Annotated in this window: 14 protein-coding genes and 1 pseudogene; 6 read left to right on the forward strand and 9 right to left on the reverse strand. The window is 58.7% G+C overall.

What is annotated here, in order from left to right; genetic code table 11:
- Positions 1-2 precede the first annotated feature (2 nt).
- From apaG to BF12_RS0105745, 5 genes and pseudogenes are all read right to left on the reverse strand, one after another.
- Positions 3-383 carry a Co2+/Mg2+ efflux facilitator ApaG/CorD gene (apaG, locus tag BF12_RS0105725; RefSeq protein ID WP_024951441.1) on the reverse strand — a complete coding sequence of 127 codons (381 nt, stop codon included), beginning with the start codon at positions 381-383 and terminating at the stop codon, positions 3-5.
- On the reverse strand, positions 380-1,276 hold the full coding sequence (gene rsmA, locus BF12_RS0105730) for a 16S rRNA (adenine(1518)-N(6)/adenine(1519)-N(6))-dimethyltransferase RsmA (RefSeq protein WP_024951442.1): 897 nt from the start codon (positions 1,274-1,276) through the stop codon (positions 380-382). Before rsmA ends, apaG begins: the two co-directional genes overlap by 4 nt.
- A 189-nt stretch (positions 1,277-1,465) precedes the next feature.
- Positions 1,466-2,463, reverse strand: a pseudogene (gene pdxA, locus BF12_RS18870) (4-hydroxythreonine-4-phosphate dehydrogenase PdxA).
- A 52-nt stretch (positions 2,464-2,515) separates the two neighbouring features.
- Positions 2,516-3,802, reverse strand: coding sequence for a peptidylprolyl isomerase (locus BF12_RS0105740; protein WP_024951443.1), 1,287 nt, complete (start codon positions 3,800-3,802; stop codon positions 2,516-2,518).
- An 87-nt stretch (positions 3,803-3,889) separates the two neighbouring features.
- Positions 3,890-6,379: an LPS-assembly protein LptD gene (locus BF12_RS0105745; protein ID WP_248623626.1), complete on the reverse strand. Its 2,490-nt coding sequence runs from the start codon at positions 6,377-6,379 to the stop codon at positions 3,890-3,892.
- 256 nt (positions 6,380-6,635) lie between these two features.
- On the opposite strand from BF12_RS0105745, the gene BF12_RS0105750 reads away from it, so the two are divergent.
- From BF12_RS0105750 to speD, 4 genes are all read left to right on the forward strand, one after another.
- Complete coding sequence (locus tag BF12_RS0105750) at positions 6,636-7,835, forward strand: aminoglycoside phosphotransferase family protein (RefSeq protein ID WP_024951445.1); 1,200 nt, start codon at positions 6,636-6,638, stop codon at positions 7,833-7,835.
- Complete coding sequence (locus tag BF12_RS0105755; RefSeq protein ID WP_024951446.1) at positions 7,835-8,629, forward strand: nucleotidyltransferase family protein; 795 nt, start codon at positions 7,835-7,837, stop codon at positions 8,627-8,629. The genes BF12_RS0105750 and BF12_RS0105755 overlap by 1 nt, the downstream gene beginning before the upstream one ends.
- A gap of 142 nt (positions 8,630-8,771) precedes the next feature.
- Positions 8,772-9,197: an OsmC family protein gene (locus BF12_RS0105760; RefSeq protein WP_024951447.1), complete on the forward strand. Its 426-nt coding sequence runs from the start codon at positions 8,772-8,774 to the stop codon at positions 9,195-9,197.
- Positions 9,198-9,480: 283 nt separating this feature from the next.
- Positions 9,481-10,275 (forward strand): adenosylmethionine decarboxylase, encoded by a 795-nt coding sequence (gene speD / locus BF12_RS0105765; protein ID WP_024951448.1) that lies wholly within the window; start codon positions 9,481-9,483, stop codon positions 10,273-10,275.
- 86 nt (positions 10,276-10,361) lie between these two features.
- Here speD and BF12_RS0105770 read toward each other — a convergent pair whose 3' ends face one another.
- From BF12_RS0105770 to BF12_RS0105785, 4 genes are all read right to left on the reverse strand, one after another.
- The gene (locus BF12_RS0105770) at positions 10,362-11,246 is read right to left on the reverse strand and encodes an ion transporter (RefSeq protein ID WP_024951449.1); all 885 of its coding nucleotides are present in this window, start codon (positions 11,244-11,246) and stop codon (positions 10,362-10,364) included.
- A gap of 142 nt (positions 11,247-11,388) precedes the next feature.
- Positions 11,389-12,117, reverse strand: a complete 729-nt coding sequence (locus tag BF12_RS0105775) for a hypothetical protein (protein ID WP_024951450.1) — start codon at positions 12,115-12,117, stop codon at positions 11,389-11,391.
- Positions 12,118-12,230: 113 nt separating this feature from the next.
- Positions 12,231-15,308 carry a bifunctional [glutamate--ammonia ligase]-adenylyl-L-tyrosine phosphorylase/[glutamate--ammonia-ligase] adenylyltransferase gene (gene glnE / locus BF12_RS0105780; protein ID WP_024951451.1) on the reverse strand — a complete coding sequence of 1,026 codons (3,078 nt, stop codon included), beginning with the start codon at positions 15,306-15,308 and terminating at the stop codon, positions 12,231-12,233.
- 115 nt (positions 15,309-15,423) lie between these two features.
- Positions 15,424-15,795 carry a diacylglycerol kinase gene (locus BF12_RS0105785; RefSeq protein ID WP_024951452.1) on the reverse strand — a complete coding sequence of 124 codons (372 nt, stop codon included), beginning with the start codon at positions 15,793-15,795 and terminating at the stop codon, positions 15,424-15,426.
- Between the two features lie 249 nt (positions 15,796-16,044).
- On the opposite strand from BF12_RS0105785, the gene nhaB reads away from it, so the two are divergent.
- Entirely contained in the window at positions 16,045-17,577 is a 1,533-nt protein-coding gene (gene nhaB, locus BF12_RS0105790; protein WP_024951453.1) for a sodium/proton antiporter NhaB, read from the forward strand.
- A 222-nt stretch (positions 17,578-17,799) separates the two neighbouring features.
- On the forward strand, positions 17,800-18,777 hold the full coding sequence (locus BF12_RS0105795) for an MDR family oxidoreductase (RefSeq protein WP_024951454.1): 978 nt from the start codon (positions 17,800-17,802) through the stop codon (positions 18,775-18,777).
- Positions 18,778-19,119 lie beyond the last annotated feature (342 nt).

Raw genomic sequence — 19,119 nt, forward strand, 5'->3', positions numbered from 1 at the left:
ACCTAGTGGACCTGATGCGGACCAGCAAGACGAAATGGCGCAATGGCTATGTCGAAGGTGCGTGTATGCGTCGCGTCGCAGAAGGTATAAGCCCCCTGCATCACGCCCACTGGCATATCGAGTACGGCATGTGAGGTGTAGCTGAAACTCTCACCGGGCGCGATCAGCGGCTGCTTGCCGATGACCCCCTTACCGCGCACTTCCTGCTCATTGCCGCTGCCTTGGGTGATCTTCCAATAGCGAGCCAGCAACTGCACCGTCTCGCCCGTGCCGTTATGCACTGTGATGGTATAGCGGAACACAAAGCGATTTTCTTCCGGGCGGCTATCGTCGGCACAGTACTCCGGCACTGTATCCACGCGAATAGCCGTCACGTCGCTCATGCGTCGCTGCCGTCGTCATCGGCAACAGTCTCGCCATGACCGACATTACTGCGCGGACGCTTCTTCGGCGCAGAATCCGTCTTGGCGACTGTCATACCCTGATCGCTCAAGTGATTGCTGATCATGACCAGCTCCGCTACCGACAGGGTCTGCGGGCGACGCGAGGGGTCAATACCCAGCGCCGTGAGCTGATCCGCATCAATACGGCCCTTGAAGTTGTTGCGTAGCGTCTTGCGACGCTGGGAGAACGCTTCACGCACGATAACGGCCAGCAGCTTCTCGTCAGTCGCCGGATGCGGCAATGTCAGATGTGGCACCAGACGGACGATGGCGGACTCAACCTTGGGTGCCGGAAAGAAGGCCGTCGGCGGTACGAGGAAGAGATTTTCTACCGCGCAGTAGTACTGGGTCATGACCGACAGACGGCCCCAATCAGTGCCACCGGGTTCAGCAGCCAGACGTTCGACCACTTCCTTTTGCAGCATGAAGTGCATGTCGGCGATGGCGCCGCGCGCTTCGAGCAGGTGGAAGATCAACGGCGTAGAGATGTTGTACGGAAGGTTGCCGACGACGCGCAGGGCAGGGCCATCACCCACCAAGTCGTGGAAATCGAAGCGCAGGGCATCGCCTTCGTGAATCACGAAATCCGGATAGTTGAAGAACTGCACGCGTAGACCCGGGATCAGATCACGATCCAGCTCGATCACTTCAAGCTTGCCGGCGGCCTCCAGCAGCGGGCCTGTCAGTGCGCCCTGCCCCGGACCGATCTCGACCAGACGCTCACCTTCGTCCGGACGAATGGCATTCACGATGCGAGAGATGACACCGAGGTCCTGCAGGAAATTCTGACCAAAGCGCTTGCGTGCGCGGTGCGCCGGGAAATGTTGGGACATGGGACTGACTTTCCTCCGGGGAATCCTTGAAGATTCCCGACAACAAGACACCGCCCATGGCCTATCGATAGACAGCACAGGGCGATGAGACCATCAGTGATGGTCGAATGACTGGGGTAGCATCATCGCCACGAACGGGCGGACGCCTGACGGACCGTGAAACGGTCGCGCCCGAATGGGGAGATTATCTCAGTCTCGCGCGGCGGCTGCCATCTCGATGGCCACATGCACGGCTTGCACAAGGCTGCCAACATCGGCACGTCCGGTGCCAGCAAGGTCTAGCGCGGTACCGTGATCAACCGAGGTGCGCACGATGGGCAAGCCCAATGTGATATTGGCCGCCTGACCGAAGCCTGCATATTTGAGCACCGGCAGCCCCTGATCGTGATACATGGCCAGCACCGCATCAATACCATCGAGATGACGCGGCGTGAACAGAGTATCCGCTGGAAGTGGACCCTCGAGCTGCATGCCTTTCGCACGTAACGCTTCAAGCGTCGGGATGATCACGTCGATCTCTTCATGCCCGAGATGCCCACCCTCACCCGCGTGAGGATTGAGTCCACACACTGCAATACGCGGTGCCTCGCGCCCGAAATAGCGCGTGAGATCGTGCGCAAGAATACCCAGCACTCGCGTGAGTCCTTCAGGCGTGATCGCATCAGCAACCTCGCGCAGTGGCAGGTGCGTTGTCGCCAGCGCCACACGCAAGCCAGGACAAGCCAGCATCATGACCACTTCCTCGACGCCACACACATCACGCAAGTATTCGGTATGGCCCGTAAAGCGACGTGCCCCGCCTCAATTACCGCCGCCTTGGACAATGGGGCCGTGACCATGGCACTCGCATGTCCTGCTTGGCAGGCAGCGATGGCCACATCGAGCATGGCCAATACATGATCACCATTGCGCGCATCGATAACGCCCGGCTCGCTTGGCACTACCGAGGCCACCGGCCAGACGGCCAGGTGGCCATTTCGGACTGGCGGCAACGGATCACCCGGTGATACCTCATGCAGCGTGAGAGGCAGGCCCAACAACTGCGCACGACTCACCAACAGCTCAGGATCAGCCACCGCCACCAGCTGTGCCGGAAAGGTTTCTGCCTGCGCCGCCAGCATCACTAGCAGCTCGGGCCCTATACCTGCCGGCTCTCCGGCGGTCAGCGCAATCACCTGACTATTCATGCGTTAGCTCTACCTTGTGATGCGTTAGCCATGATGAGCCAGCCTTGATACATCAGCTCTTCTCGTCGAGACGATTATCGACGTACGCCTCAGCACGAATTTGCTGCTGCCAAGCTTCCAGCTCGTCGTTCAGCTTGCGCTGGAACAGGGTCTTTCTGACCTTGTCACGCTGACTGGAATTGGTTACGTCCTGCTGGCGACGCTCTTCGACCTCGATGATGTGATAACCGAAGCGCGTCTTGATCGGCTGACTGATCTCACCTGCTTTCAGAGCATTCATTGCAGTCTCGAAGGAAGATACCGTCTGGCCCGGGCTGACCCATCCCAGCTCTCCGCCTTTCAGCGAACTCCCCTTGTCATCACTGAATTCCTGCGCCAATGCGGCAAAACTCTCACCATTGGTCAGACGCTTGCGTAGAGACTCGGCACGTGCGCGCGCCTGGTCATCACTCATGTTCGGATTCGGCTGAATCAGGATATGGCGTGCGCGCGTTTGCGCGATCAGCGCCTTGCCAGCGCCCCGCTTCTCGATCAGCTTGACCAGGTGATAACCACTGGCACTGCGCAGCGGCTCCGAGATCTGACCGACCTGCATGTCCGGTACCACATCAGCAAAGACGCTCGGTAGCTCTCCACCGGCACGCCAGCCAAGATCACCGCCACTCAGTGCCTGGCTACCCGCGGATTCGGCGGCGGCCATCTGGGCAAAATCAGTCCCCTGCTCGATCTGCTGACGCAGCGCTTCCGCCTTGGCCCGCGCCGTCTTGACCTGCTCGGGTGTCGGTTCCTGCGGCAAGGCAATCAACAGATGTGCCAGATGATATTGGACATCGCTGGCAACGTCCTGCTGACTGAGATAACGGTCTATCTCGCGATCAGAGATACGCACCTTGCTGGCCACAAGACGCTGCTGAACCTGTTGAACCAGCAGCTCACGACGCACCTGTTGGCGCACTTCTGCCAACGACATGCCTTCTTTGTCCAGCTTGTCGGCGAAAGCTTCCAGGCTCATACCATTATCCTTGGCGATACCGCGCAAGGTGGTGTTGAGCTGAGTGTCATCAATGCTCAGATTGGCCTGCTCAGCCATCTGCAGCTGAATCTGCTCATTGACCATACGGTCGAGCACCTGCCGCTCCAATACATTACGTGGCGGCAGATTAATGCCGCGGCCTTTCAGCTGCTGGCTAGCCTGGGTGACGCGCTCCTCCATGTCGCTGTGCATGATGGCGTCCTTGTTGACCACGGCAACCACACGGTCAAGCAACTCAGCGGCGCTGACTGGCAGACTTGCCAGCACAAATGCCAGCCCCAGCGGGGCAATCAGGGTCTTGCGCATCACTTGATCTCTCGGCGTAAAAGCGTGTTGATGGCGCCGCCTGTCGGCAGCGCCCTGACGTAATCATGCACGAACCGTCGCAGCGAATTAGAAACCAGCGTTACGGTAGCCCGGCACAGCCTGCTCCAGATAGCTGTCAGCTCCGCGGCCAACGCCTCCCAACCCCTTGAACTCAAAGGTCAGGAAGATACCGTTCTTCTCTTCATCATCAGAGACAGTGCTGGCAGTGTCGTTATCATCCTGCCATTCGCGCCAAGTCACCTGCACACCGTAGCAACAGTCGTTGTACTGGACGCCCAGCACCTTCTCCAACGCACGAGAGTTGGTGCTGTCGTACTGATAGCGTCCCAGTAACGACCAGCTCTCACTTACCGGCGTCGCAAAGGAGAAGTCCCATTCGTTGCGGGTGTAACCCAGCACGTCATCCTCATCCTCATCATCGTAAGGCACGAAGCCTTCGATCTCACGATTGAAGCCAAAGTTCAGTACCGTGCCTTTCTTTCCCCGATAACGCAGTGAAGTCTGAGCGCTTTCGGTCACGCCACGATCAAAGTCCTGGAATACAGCCTGCGTGGCCGTCCACTGATCATTGAGCACCAGATCCGCCTGGAAGACGACCGGCGAGCGATCGCGCGTCGCGCGGTAGTAATCGGAATAGCTATCGAAATCGGAGCGGGACGTCTTGTCCGGATCTCCATCCATGTCGATATTGCGATCCGACAGATAGCTCGACTGACCCACGCCCAACTTGAGGCGCTCACGGCCGCTCTCATCGTTGATGAAGCGCGACGACACACCGTAGGACACCTTGTTGGTATCCCCGACACGATCCCCGCCGCTGAAGCGATACGGCGACCATAGCTGATTCCAGCTGAAGGCATCCTCAGAAGTATCGAAGTCCGGGAAATCAGATTGGTCGACTTCCGGCACATAGGCATAGTAGAGGCGCGGTTCCAGCGTCTGCTTATAACCTTCGCCAAAGAGCTCTGTTTCACGATCAAAGATCAGACCACTATCCAGCGACAGCACCGGGATGGTGGCAGAGGTACTGGCATCACGGTCGGTTTCACGGTCGCCATAGTCGAGGCCGTAGGTAAGGCTCACCAACTGGGCGCGTGGCTCAATGAAGCTCCAGCTCTGATCACTACGCCAGCCAAGCGCCGGCGCCAGACGCAAGCGTGTCCCATTGGCGGCCTCGTCTACCGGAATATCGCTATCCGTCTCATCCACATCGCGCCAGAAGTAGGTGACATTGGAATTCCACTCTTCATAGAAACCGTTTGATTGGTTCCAACGTCCATCGGCCGTCAAGCTGGGAAGGCGATAGAATGGCTTGTCGTCATTATCCAGCGGATAGTCCATGCGCTGGTAACCCTGCGCCTTGAACTCGAGATTCCAGGTATCGTCGCGATAGTTGATCTCTGCCAGACGCTCCAGGCTATCCGTTTCGGTCTCACCGAAATTACGCCCGAAGTCATCGAAGTAGTTACCGTCAGATGCGGCGCCATACTTGAGACGATAGCCGGTATTCGCATTGACGCGACCGCTTTGCTGATAGTTGATATACCAGCGATTTTCCCCGATGAGATCTTCTTCGTCATCGTCAGGATCACTGCCGCCGTCATCATCGGCAAGCCAGGCACCCTCAAGGGAACCTTCGTCGCCATTCGGCAGCAGGTAACGGAATTCGCCTTCCAGCATCTCTCCACGCTCAGAGATGTAGCGAGGTGTGATGGTGGCATCGTAGTTGGGCGCCAGATTCAGATAGATCGGCTGGGCATAGTCAAAGCCGCTGGAGCTGGTGTAACCGATCTGCGGCCACAGCAGACCTGTGTGGCGGCGGTCATCGACCGGGAAGCGGACATAGGGCCAGTAAAAGACCGGCACGCCGCCCATTTCCATGCGCGCGTGAGTTGCCTCGCCCCAACCGGACTCGCGATCGATGGTGATGTCGCTACCGACCAGACGCCACAGGCTGTTGCCCGGCTCGCAGGAGGTGAAGCTGGCATCTTTCAGGCGATAGCGGCCATCTTCCAGACGCGCCAACTGCACCGCATCCCCTCGGATACGCTGCTTGTGAAAGACATAGTGGCCATTATCAACACTGGCGGCATCGCTATTGAGCGATACGCGGGCATCATCACCGCGCAGCAGCACACCAGGCTGACGATATGTGGTCGGCCCCTTGGCGGTGGCGGTATCACGCGCCTCATTGACGCTGACTTCCGGCGATTCCAGCTGAGCATCGCCTCGACGCAGCACAACTTCACCCATCAGGGTCGCCGCACCATCATTACCGTAATTGGCCTTGTCAGCGGAGGTAGTGACCTGCTCAGGCGTATCACCGGCATCAATCCGATAGGCTGGCGTCACATAGCGGCCACTACATAGCTGCCCGCGAGGCGCGTCATCGTACGGCTGCCAGTCCAGCTGACTGGCCGACAGAGGCTCCGGCGGGGCCGCCTGTGCCATCAACGGTGCGCCAGCAGCCAAGGGGGCTAGCGTCCATAGCAGACGAAACACCAGCGGCTTTAGCCGCCATGTTGGCCGCTCGCCGTTCAACATAACTGTCGACATCGAAGGGCTCACGAGACGACGAGACTGCCGTCCGAGGTCGGACACCGGCTTGCCCGGATGTGATGAATGGCTGCGCTGGGCCATGGCTGCTCTGTGTCCTTGGCTGAGGGAATCGGTATTATACAGGCCCAGCAACCGGCCTTCCTGCTTGCCGGTTCCGCCTGCCTTGTGGGTCACCACCCGATAGCATGCGGGGCCGCGGCACAGGCGTCAACTGACAGCCGGCCCCCGTATACGACGACAGGAGCCCCGCCCCATGACATCCGACGCCCGCCGCCAGGCTCTTCACGCCTGGGCCGCCGCCCGACACGACCTCACTCCCGAGGTAGTCCGCATGAGCGCAGTGGCCGACGACGCCAGCTTCCGACGCTATTTTCGCCTGCATCTCGAGGATACCGCTCTTTCGATACCCGCGCGTATTTTGATGGATGCGCCGCCCGAAAAAGAGGACAGCCACGGTTTCGTCGCTATCGCTCGCCAATGGCGCGAAGCTGGCCTTCCGCTACCGACCGTACATGCTTTTGATGAAACGCTGGGCTTTCTGGAGCTAGAAGACCTTGGCGACACGCCGCTGATGACCGCACTGACAAGCGTCGATGCCGCTGATCACTATTATGGTGAAGCCATCGGTCTGCTGGAGGGCCTGCATGAACTGCCGCTCGCTGACCTTCCTGCCTATGATGATGCGAACCTTAAGACTGAGCTGGACCTCTTCCCGGAATGGTGCCTCGGTCAGCTACTCGACATGCCGCATGACCGTCGCTACGCCGCCTGGGAGTCACTTTCCCGCCAACTGCTAGAGGCCGCGCGTGCTCAGCCGGTCGTGACCGTACACCGTGACTTCCATGCGCAAAATCTGTTTCTGCATGCCGATGCCAGTCAGTCCCAGGACCACCTGTGGATAATTGATTTTCAGGATGCCGTTACCGGCCCTGAAAACTACGATCTCGTCTCATTACTGCGAGATCGTCACTGGCGCTGGCCAGAATCCGCCATGGCACGCTGGATCGAGCAGGCCCGCCTCGCTGCCCTGCCGCGCTATGCTGTGACTGGCTTGCCCGCACCATCACCGCTGGAATATCGCCAGAGCGTCGAGCGCATGGGGGTGCAGCGCAACCTCAAGATTCTCGGCATCTTTGCCCGCCTGACCCTACGCGATGCCAAGCCGCGCTACCTGACACTGATGCCGCGCTTCCTTGGTCACCTGCGTGAAGGACTGGCTTTCTGCCCGGAACTGACGCCCTTTACACATTGGCTGGACGAAGTACTGACACCCGCACTTTCCCTGCGCCTCGCGCACGAAAGTGAAGTCCGTGATCTACGTCTGGCCAATGGTGAGCGTCCCGAGATCAATCTCGATGACTATGATGAGCTGGCGGCACTCGCCGACCGCGCTGCGCGCCTGATGCGTGATGCAGCCCCCCAGACCTCCGCCTCCGAGCAAGGGCTTACCTGATGCGCGCAATGATTCTGGCTGCCGGTTTCGGGACACGCATGCGTCCGCTGACCGATCACACACCCAAGCCGCTGCTTGAGGTCGCCGGACTACCACTGCTGGAGCATCACCTGCTACGCCTTGAGGCAGCAGGTGTGGAAAAGGTGGTCATCAATGTTGGCCATCTCGCCGAACGGATTCTCAATCACTTCGGCGCTACGTCAGGCCCACAAGGACTCTTGCAGGCCAGCTGGCAAGGCCATCAGCACACACTGACGCTGGCCTTTTCCCGTGAAGAGGTTCCGCTGGAAACCGGCGGGGGCATTGCACGCGCGCTGTCACTACCCAACGCGCTGACAGTCGATGATGCTGATGACACCCCCTTCCTGCTCATCAATGGTGATGTGTGGTGTGATGCTGACCTGCCCCAGTTAATGAGTGAGGCCATAGCGAGCCGACAGCTCAATCCACTACCGCTTGCCGGGATAGTACTTGTGGATAACCCACCTCATCATCCCAAAGGCGACTTCCTGCTCACGCCATCAGGAATGGTGCGCGATGAGGCAAGGGATCAGGAAGGCAATCGCCTGACGTTCTCCGGCCTTTCCTGGTTATCACCGACACTGATTCGACACGCTATCGCTGACAACGACGAATGGTGCGACACCAATGCCGTCTTCAAGCTGGCACCACTACTGCGCGACGCCATGCATCGCGGTGAAGTGAGGGGCTATCATCATCGTGGAAAATGGATTGATGTCGGCACTCCTGAGCGACTGGCAGAACTGGATACGCTGCTCAATAGCGGGATGTAAGCAGGCCACGAGAGCATAAGCTCATCGCCGGACGTTCCTCCGAGCGCAGCGATGACGATGCTATTGTGTACCGCGATCATGTGGGCCGTGCGCTGACGGCCCACGTCACGAGACTATCAATAGGAGATATTGCGCAATGGCAATGAACGTCAGCATCAAATGGACCGACGGTCGCCAGTTCCTCGCCGAATCCGGCAGTGGCCATAGCGTTGTGATGGACGGCAACCCAGAGAATGGCGGTCGCAATACCGGCCCACGTCCGATGGAGATGATGCTGATGGGGCTGGGCGGTTGCACCAGCTTTGATGTCATCCAGATTCTCGAGAAGGCGCGCCAGCAAGTCACCGATTGCCACGCTGAATTGACCGCAGAACGTGCGGATACCGTGCCCAGCGTATTTACCAAGATCCACGTCAACTTCGTGGTCAGCGGTCGTAATCTCAAGGATGCACAGGTCAAGCGTGCCGTTGAACTCTCCGCCGAGAAATATTGCAGTGCTTCACTGATGCTGACGGCGGGTGGTGTCGAGATCAGTCACTCCTACGAGGTTGTGGACATCGCATCCTGATAAGTGAGTACTCTCCCGCTACCGCATGACAGTGCTGGTAGCGGGTTGTCATCATGGATAGCAAGAGCCACTGATGACCAACAGCAGGAATTGACGCTGGCGTGTCAGCCCTGCCTGTGCATAATACGCCCCTCAAACCGGTAGTCTTCTCGGCAGTTCACAGGTCAGTGACCCCATTGTGAGCGCGATAAAACCACCTCTTCGGCCCGATGCTCGTCACTTATTTCATTTTGAGAGACGCACCGGATGTCATACCACCCTCCCATCTCAAGGAGGCTTGGACGTGAGCGATCAACTCCGCCTTCACGGGTTCAACAACCTCACCAGTTCGTTGAGCTTCAATATTTACGACATCTGCTACGCGCAGACCGAAGAACAGCGTAAGGCATATATCGATTATATCGATGAACTCTACAATGCCGAACGCCTGACCCAGATTCTCAAGGACGTGACCAACATCATTGGTGCTCACGTGCTGAACATCGCACGTCAGGACTATGAGCCACACGGCGCCAGCGTCACCATTCTGATCGCTGAGCACGAGTTGGAAGAACAGGATGCTACCCAGACCGAGCCGGGCCCGGGCCCGCTACCGGAAACGGTCGTCGGCCACCTGGACAAGTCTCACGTCACGGTGCATACCTATCCTGAATCTCATCCGGACAACGGCATCAGCACCTTCCGCCTCGATATCGATGTCTCGACCTGTGGCATGATCAGCCCGCTGAAGGCGCTGAACTACCTGATTCACAGCTTCGATTCCGACATCGTGACCATGGACTATCGTGTCCGTGGCTTCACGCGGGACGTGGATGGCAAGAAACTGTTCATCGATCACGACATCACCTCCATCCAGGATTACCTGGCGGAAGACACCAAGCGTGCCTACCAGATGGTCGATGTGAACGTGTATCAGGAAAACATGTTCCATACCAAGATGCTGCTCAAGGACTTCGAACTGGACAACTACCTCTTCGGCACCTCGCGTCGCGAGCTGACCTTCGAGGAAGCCACCAATATCGAAGGTCGTCTACGTCGCGAAATGCTCGAGATCTTCTACTCGCGCAACTTTGACTGATTCGTAGTCCTGTCGTATCAAAAAAGCCCTCGGTACCTTTACGGTACCGAGGGCTTTTTCATGGCTGGCACAGGCCGGCCTGCCAATCACTTGTCGGCGTCTGGCATCCCCTTCTCTGATGAAGGAGTCTCCTCATAGCGCTGTTCCATTTCATGGTGCGCTTCACGACGTAGCGCCTCACGACGTAATTCTCGCTCCGCGAGTGGTTCACCCTGTGTCTCGGCCACTTCATCCAGCCGTGCTCGCAGCTCACGTACTTCGACGGTCAGCTCACTGATCTGATGATAAAGGGTGCGCGTCATATCACGCTGTGCACGCGCGGCGCGTGCATCCTGCTCACTGCCATCCGCAATGAATATTGAACTGATGTAAGCCGCGAAGCTACCGAATAGCCCCACTCCACCGACCATCAACAATACTGCAACGACTCGTCCCAGCGTGGTAATCGGATAGAAATCGCCATACCCCACGGTGGTCACGGTAACGACTGCCCACCACAGTGCCTCTTCCGCAGTATTGATGGGGCTATCAGGGTTGGGGCTTTCTACCATCAGCATGGTGATGGCGCCAAAAGCAACCAACAAGACCGTGGCCGTCGCTGCTGACGCGAAGACACCTTCAGCACGATTACGGAACAGCAAACGCCAGATCATCTCCATCGATTTGATGGCTCGCAGCACGCGAAGCACCTGCACCACGCGAAACAAGCGCGCGCCCTGAAACAAGCCAGCAGGAATGCAGGCCAGCAAGTCAATCCAGCCCCACTTCATGTACGCGAGCTTGCTGGGAGCGCTAACGAAACGCTTGCAGAAATCGATGAAGAAGAACAGGCAAACCACGTAATCCATGTACTGCAGCAGCTGTTGAACCTGTGGGGTGAGATCAAAGACAAGATCCGCCACCATCGCACCAATGACATAGAGCGATATCACTAGAATAAACAGCTGAAAGGGCGTGACGCGTTCCTGCATCCGTGATTCTCCGTGGGTGGGCTGCCGAGGCGTTGTCTGAAGAGTCGACGAATACAGGCATTTTCCAGGAATTGCTAAAGCCTACCCCATCCCCGCAGCCCTGACAGCGTTGCGCCTTGTACTGGCAATGACAGTCCCTGACTCATGCCCGCTCATGCTCATCACTTTTCTCGGGATACACGAAGGTGGATTGAGCACTGATGTCCTCGCCACTGATACGCAGCAATAGCTGCTTGAGCTTGTGACGCTGCCAATGCGAGGACAGTCGGCGCGAATCCCAGTGCTCGGGATCAAGTACACAGACGTTATCTTCGTTACGGAGCAGGAAGGAGCGCTCAACCCCAACGGGGTGATCTTCACTGCCGTAAATGCCGATGATGCGTAGTGTCAGGCGCTGAAACTCAACCTGTTCATGACAGGGCCAATGGCCTTCAAGATCAAGCCCGCTGCGCCGCGCGATGCGCTCGATCACCTCAGAGAAGGTACCAATGTGCAAGAACTTGCCGGATTCCAATGGCCCTTGGCGGGTGGTATCGGCGATGCGCCACTCTCGATCACCATCGATATTGCCGCCTTCATCTCCTTCCTGATAATTGCGCTCAAACTCGGTGACATCCATCAGCAGGCTGCCGCAATTGGTCTCAAGACGCGCGATGATGTGCTCGATAAAAATCGACTCGGCGCTCATGTTGCTGATGATGCACAGACTATCGATGCCCTTGCTCTTGCCGCGGTTTATCAACACGCGCGGACGGCGCTGGCGGCGAAAGTTGTGATACAGCAGTTGCGCATAGACCAGCCAGATGAAAAACGAGCCGATGCTGGCAGCTGCCGAGATGCTCTTCGCGTTATTGCCGATCCATTCCAGCATTCTGACTTCTCCAGTGATATTGGCTGATAGCTTATTCACTGGGGATGGAAGCAGAAAATTGCCAGCATTGATATGTCGTTCAATGCCGCCCGACCATGAAAGAGGCAGTCAATTCAGACAGAAGTCGACTCACACAGTAATGCCTGCCAGATGGCGACGACGCGCTCACGATGCATGGCCAGCAGCGGATATTGATTCAATCGCACCAGGCTGCTGCGCTTTTCCAACGCCAAACGATGACTCGCATCACGATAGGCAAGATAGGCCTCACGCAGCTCACTGGCCTGCTCGCCGGGCAGGCGCCCACAGGCTTCCAACGTCTCGAGCAGGCGCATGTTGTCGCTCCACTCCAGCAACCCCGTCACTTGGTGGCTCATCGACAAGACGCAGTACTGGGCGAGAAATTCGATATCGACGATGCCCCCCGCATCCTGCTTGAGATGGAACTGGCCAGCCTCGCGGTCCTTGATAGAACTACCGAGGTGATCGCGCATCTTGTGCCGCATGGCGATGACCTCCTCGCGCAGACTGTCCCCATTGCGCTTGCGCGCCAGCACTTCGCGGCGCACCTCCTCAAAGGCCAGCGCCAACACTGGATCACCCGCCACGGCGCGCGCGCGCACCAACGCTTGATGCTCCCAGGTCCACGCCTGGTTGAGCTGGTAATCGCGAAAGGCCGTCAGGCTCGACACCAGCAGCCCCGAGTTTCCAGACGGACGCAGGCGCATGTCGACTTCATAGAGCGCACCGGCCGGTGTCACGGCGGTCAGTAGATGGATGATGCGCTGGCCGAGACGCGTAAAGAACAGCGGGTTGTCGAGCGGACGCGGCCCATCTGTCTGGCCCTTGCCAGCGGCATCATGCAGGAAGACAAGATCAAGATCTGACCCATACCCCAGCTCGATACCGCCCAGCTTGCCATAGCCGACGACCACGAAGCAGCCACTCAAACCATCACCGCTGATCGGTTGACCATCATGACCCATCGGGAAGCCGTGCTTGCGGGTCAGCGTCTTCCACGCCATCGCCAACACCTGTTCCAACACCACCTCGGCAATGAAGGTCAGATAGTCGCTGACCTTCATCAGCGGTCGTGCACCCGCGATGTCAGAGGCCGCCACGTGCAAGACCTGTGCATGGCGGAACACACGCAATGCCTCCAGCAGCGCCTCTTCGTCATCTTCGGGGATGCGTGACAGTGCGGTACGTAGCTCATCGGCGAGGCGCGCCTTGTCGGCAGGCGAATAGAGATTATGTGGGTGCAGCAGTTCATCCAGCAGCACCGGATAGCGCGCCAACTGCTCGGCGATCCACGGGCTGGCGGCGCACAGCCGCATCAGCTGAGCCAAGGCATCGGGATTCTCACGCAGTAGCGCCAGGTAGGCGGTACGGCGCAGCACGGCCTCGATCAAGGGCAAGACACGCTCCAGTACTCGACTGGCATCATGCTCACCAGGCTTTTCCGGGTCGCCCGCCGCGGCTCCCAGCGCTTGAAGCAGTGGTGGCATCAAGGCATCCAGACGATCAAAGCCTATACGCTGCATGCCTTGCACGGCGCGGGAGCGACGCAGTGTATCGAGTCGACGCAGGCTTTCAGCAGGTGCCTCGAAACTGCTGTCAGCCAACAGTGCCTCTCCCTCCTCCGTCGTCAATTCGCCGCGCCACAGCGCACGCCATTCATCCAGCGCCAGCTGACCGTCAGCCGGCTCACCCTCTTCATCTTCCGGTGTGGCAATCACATTATCGAAGTGGTGACGAATGCGTGTGCGAACAGCCTCGAGACGCTCACACAGCGCGTCCCAATCAGTGAGATGCATCGCAAGCGCGAGACGCTCACGTCCGAGAGGGTCCAGCGGTAGCGTCTGAGTCTGACGATCGGCCTGCGCCTGCAGCGCATGTTCAAGGTCACGCAGGAAGACGTAAGCCGGCACCAGCTCATCGACCACGGCCTGAGGCAGCAAGCCCAGTGCCGGCAGGCGCGCAAAGGCCTGCTTAAGCGAGGTGACCTGCAACTCCGACTCACGACCGCCCCGAATCAATTGGAAAGCCTGAGCGACAAACTCCACTTCGCGAATGCCGCCAGAACCGAGCTTGATGTTGTCAGAGAGCCCGCGACGCTTGACCTCACGATTGATCATCGCCTTCATCTCGCGCAGAGATTCAATGGCGCCGAAATCGAGATACTTGCGATAGACGAAGGGCCGCAGATGCGCGATCAGTCGCTCGCCTGCCGCCACACTGCCAGCGACCGGACGTGCCTTGAGCATCGCGTAGCGTTCCCACTCACGCCCCTGGTCCTGATAGTAGCTGGCCAACATCGAGAAGCTGCCGACCAGTGGGCCACCATCTCCCAGCGGACGCAGCCGCATATCGACACGAAACACGAAGCCGTCGGCGGTCATCGCATCCAGCGCAGCGATCAACTTCTGGCCAAGGCGAGTGAAGTACTCCTGATGATCCAGCGACTTGCGCCCCCCTTCCGTCTCACCCTTGTCCGGGAAAGCGAAGATGAGATCAATATCGGAGGAGAGATTTAGCTCACCGGCTCCCAGCTTGCCCATGCCCAACACGACCAGACGCTGTGGCTCACCGAAACGATCAACGGCAGGCTGCCCATAACGCGGTGCCAGCGAGGTCTCCAGCCAGCCAAGCGCTCCCTCGAGCGTGACCTCGGCCAGTCGGGAGACGGCGGCGGCGGTATCCCACATCCCGGCGCCATTCAAATCACGCCATACGATGCCCAGCATGCGACGCTGCCGAAAGCGGCGCAGTACACTCTGCATCGCCTTCTCGTCAGCCGCCGCTGCCAATGCCTCACCCAGCCGTGTCGCCAGTTCAGCCGTCGGCAAGGCGCGCTCCAGCTCGCCACTGGCGATCAACTCCGCCAGCAGCTCAGGACGACGACAGAGGGTATCGAGGGCAAAATCAGACAGCGTCAACAGCCGCCCCAACTGCAAGCGTTGTGCCTCATCCAACGCCGTGAAAGCCGCCAACGGCGATGTCTCATCACCGCGCATCTCACTGAGATTGAGCGCTTGCGCCAGACTGTCATTGAGGCGTTCAAGCGCGCTATGGGCGGCGCTTTCAAGGGTTGCGCGACTCTCGTCAGACTGCTCAGCCAGTAGTGCCGAGAGCGGCAAGAAGTCGGCAGGAAGTAGCTGATCGGATAGCGCGGGGGCGGGCTGGGGCATGGTCGTCTCCTTCGATCCAGTGCTCAGCATAACGGAGGCCGTCGGCACATGACATGTGCTGCATGCCATGTGCGACGTTATCTTTCCGGCCAGATGAGGGCCTGTCGAACAAGGGTCAACCGAACAGCTTGTCGTATAGCAGCGTGCCCCACGTCAGGCCCGCAAAGATAAGACTGATCATCACTGCCGCTGAGCCCAGATCCTTGGCGCGTCCCGACAGCTCATGAAACTCGGGGCCGATACGATCAATCGCAGACTCCACTGCCGAATTGAGCAACTCGACCATCAGTACACTCAAGCTGGAGCCCACCAGCAGCAGCCATTCGACATGTGAATCACCAATCCACCAGGCAAACGGCAGTAACAACGCGCATAGCACTATTTCTTGCCGGAAAGCCTCTTCATTGCTCCAGGCAGCCTTGAGGCCCTTGAGCGAGTAGCGCGTGGAATACCTGAGATGGGTTAAGCCGGTATGACGTGATTTCATCTTCATATCTCGTGCAGAAGCAGCTGAAAAAACTGCGCAGGGCCGGTTTCAAAATCGGTTTCGATGTCAGTTTTCAAGGTCTCGTTTCAAGACCAAAGACTACCCGGAGCCAAATGGCCGAGCATGCTCTAATGCAGAACAGCGCTCGATAATGGCGGCGATGATACCAAAGCGGACGCGAGAAGGTATCCGCCGCATCATTCACGATGCCACTCCAACAATAACAATGTATCGAAACGGGAATCGCCCATGAATTCCACGCCTCGTGAAGACCGTCAGACTCTCGGCTATGGACTGGCCCGCAACTTCCTCGGACAGTCGCCACGTTGGTACAAGCAACTGATGTGCCTGTTTCTGATCACCAATCCACTGCTGCTGTGGTTCAGCGGACCACAGGGTGGCGTGATCGTCGGTTGGCTATTGCTGGCCGAGTTCATCTTCACGTTGGCGATGGCGCTCAAGTGCTACCCCCTGCAGCCAGGCGGGCTGCTGGCCCTCGAAGCCGTCGCCATTGGCATGGCATCACCGGGCGCCATCATGCTGGAGATGGAGCGCAATCTGCCCGTCATCCTGCTGCTGATGTTCATGGTCGCGGGCATTTACTTCATGAAGCCGCTGCTGCTTTACGCTTTCACCAAGATCATTCTTGGCGTGCGCTCCAAGATCTGGCTCTCACTGATGTTCTGCCTCGCCAGCGCCCTGCTGTCGGCCTTTCTTGATGCATTGACCGTCACCGCCGTCATCATTGGCATCGCGGTGGGCTTCTACTCGGTCTACCACAAGGTCGCTTCGGGCAAGAACTTCGATACCCAGCATGATCACGCCAACGATGTCAGCGTCGAGGCTATCCATAACGAAGACCTCGAGGACTTCCGCGGCTTTTTACGCTCCCTGCTGATGCACGGCGCGGTCGGTACCGCGCTTGGGGGTGTCAGCACCATGATCGGTGAGCCGCAGAATCTGGTCATCGCCAAGGCGGCTGACTGGGACTTCATCGACTTCTTTCTCGCCATGGCACCGGTGACCGTCCCGACCTTCTTCGCTGGCCTCGCGCTCTGCGTCCTGCTCGAGCGCGGCCGCTGGTTCGGCTATGGCCAACGTCTACCGGCCAGCGTACGCCGCATACTCGAGGATTATGACCGCTATCAAGATACCCGCCGCACATCGCGCGAGCGCGCAGCGTTGATCGTGCAGGCGGTCGTCGCCGTATTGCTGGTACTCGCGCTGGCGCTGCATCTGGCCGAGGTCGGGCTGATCGGGCTGGCGGTCATCATTCTGCTGACCGCCGGTAACGGCATCACTGATGAACATCAGATCGGGCGAGCATTCCAGGAGGCGCTGCCCTTCACCTCTCTGCTGATCGTCTTTTTCACCATCGTGGCGGTGATTCACGAGCAGCATCTGTTCCAGCCCTTCATTCAGTGGGTGTTGAGCCTGCCAATCGAAGAGCAGGCCGGCGCACTCTTTCTGGCCAATGGTCTGCTGTCAGCCATCTCCGACAATGTCTTCGTGGCGACCGTCTACATCACCCAGGTCAAGAATGAGTACCTGGCCGGCAACATCACTCGTGAGCATTTCCATGCGCTGGCAGTCGCGGTCAACACCGGCACCAATCTACCCAGTGTTGCGACGCCCAACGGTCAGGCGGCCTTCCTGTTTCTGCTGACCTCCGCCATCGCACCGCTGGTCAGGCTCTCCTATGGCCGCATGGTCTGGATGGCACTGCCCTATACGGTGCTCATGACGTTAGTCGGGCTGATGACGGTACGCAGCTTTATTTGAATGATGCAGGCTGGCTTGTCACCGATAGTGTTGCGTCGATGTCATCCCAATGTCGGAATCGCAGGTCTTCCCCGTATTGCGTCTTGCAGGCAAGGTGAAGCAATGCGCTTTGTTCCAGAGGTTTTTTCACCCTGGACTCATGGAATAAGTGCAGTGTTTTACGAAAAACACCTAGCGAGACGTATCCATAGAAAGCGGTCAGCCAAATAACAGGAGAACGCCATGTCACGCGCACTGATGCTGCACGAAGACGCCCCCCGCGCCCGAGTGGTCGAGCTTGAGGATAACCAGCTGCCCAACCTGCCGGTCACGGTGGACATCGAGCGCTCCGGCCTCAACTACAAGGATGCACTCGCCATCACTGGGCGCGGCAAGATCGTGCGAGAGCTGCCCTTCGTGCCTGGCATTGATCTGACGGGGCGCGTGGTGAGCTCCGAGTCGCCAGATCATCAGGTCGGTGACGAGGTCATCTTGACCGGCTGGGGCGTGGGTGAGCGCCATTGGGGCGGGCTGTCCGAGCGCATGCGCGTCAAGCCCGAGTGGCTGGTAGCACGCCCTGAGGGCATGAGTGCCGAACAGGCCATGGCCTTCGGGACTGCCGGCCTGACCGCCATGCTGTGCGTGATGCGTCTCGAAGAAGCAGGCCTGACGCCACAGCAAGGCCCGGTGATCGTTACTGGCGCTACTGGAGGTGTCGGCAGCTGGGCGGTGCAGATGCTGGCCGAGCTAGGCTTTGAAGTGCACGCCGTCAGCGGCAAGGCTGAGCAACGCAACTGGCTGATGTCACTCGGTGCGTATGAGGTTCACCTACGCAGCGACTTCGAAGCCAAGGGTCGCCCACTGGAGAAGAGTCGCTGGGCGGGCGCTGTCGACACCGCAGGCGGTCAGGTATTGGCCAATCTGCTGGCGCAGATGCATTACGACGGCAAGGTCGCCGCCGTTGGACTCGCCGCAGGGGCAGACCTGCCGACCAGCGTGATGCCGTTCATCTTGCGCGGTGTGTCGTTGCTGGGAGTAGATAGCGTGATGATCAATGCCCAACGTCGCCAACAAGTCTGGCAGCGCCTGGCGTCATTGCCGGCCAATCTGCATTCACGGATGCAGCTGGAAACGGTCGGGCTGGATGCGCTGGCGGAACGTGCAGAAGCGATGCTCGACGGCACCATCAGTGGTCGCGTATTGCTCGACCCGAGCCTCTGATCAGTAGCCAACAAACACGTTATAAGAGAAAAATTGATCTTATCACCGCGAAATTGATCCAAGTCATTGATTGTTGCGGTGCAATACGGGTTTTGCCGTTAGCCATCGCGGTCACACAACGCTATGCTCTAGACATCTCGTTGCGCCCTGTCGAGCGTCCCGAGTGCCCTCCCCTCAGCCATGCCGGGCGTGTGGAGGACCACCCCGCCTTTGGGCGGGGTTTTTTGTGCCTGTCTGTCACGTGCGTCTGCTTCCACATGACCTGTCGCATCAGAGAGTGTCAGAAGACATCAGCGCGATTCAGAGGCCTCAGACTTGCGAGCCTGATAGACACAGAAACCC

The organism is Cobetia crustatorum (assembly GCF_000591415.1).
Lineage (GTDB): Bacteria > Pseudomonadota > Gammaproteobacteria > Pseudomonadales > Halomonadaceae > Cobetia > Cobetia crustatorum.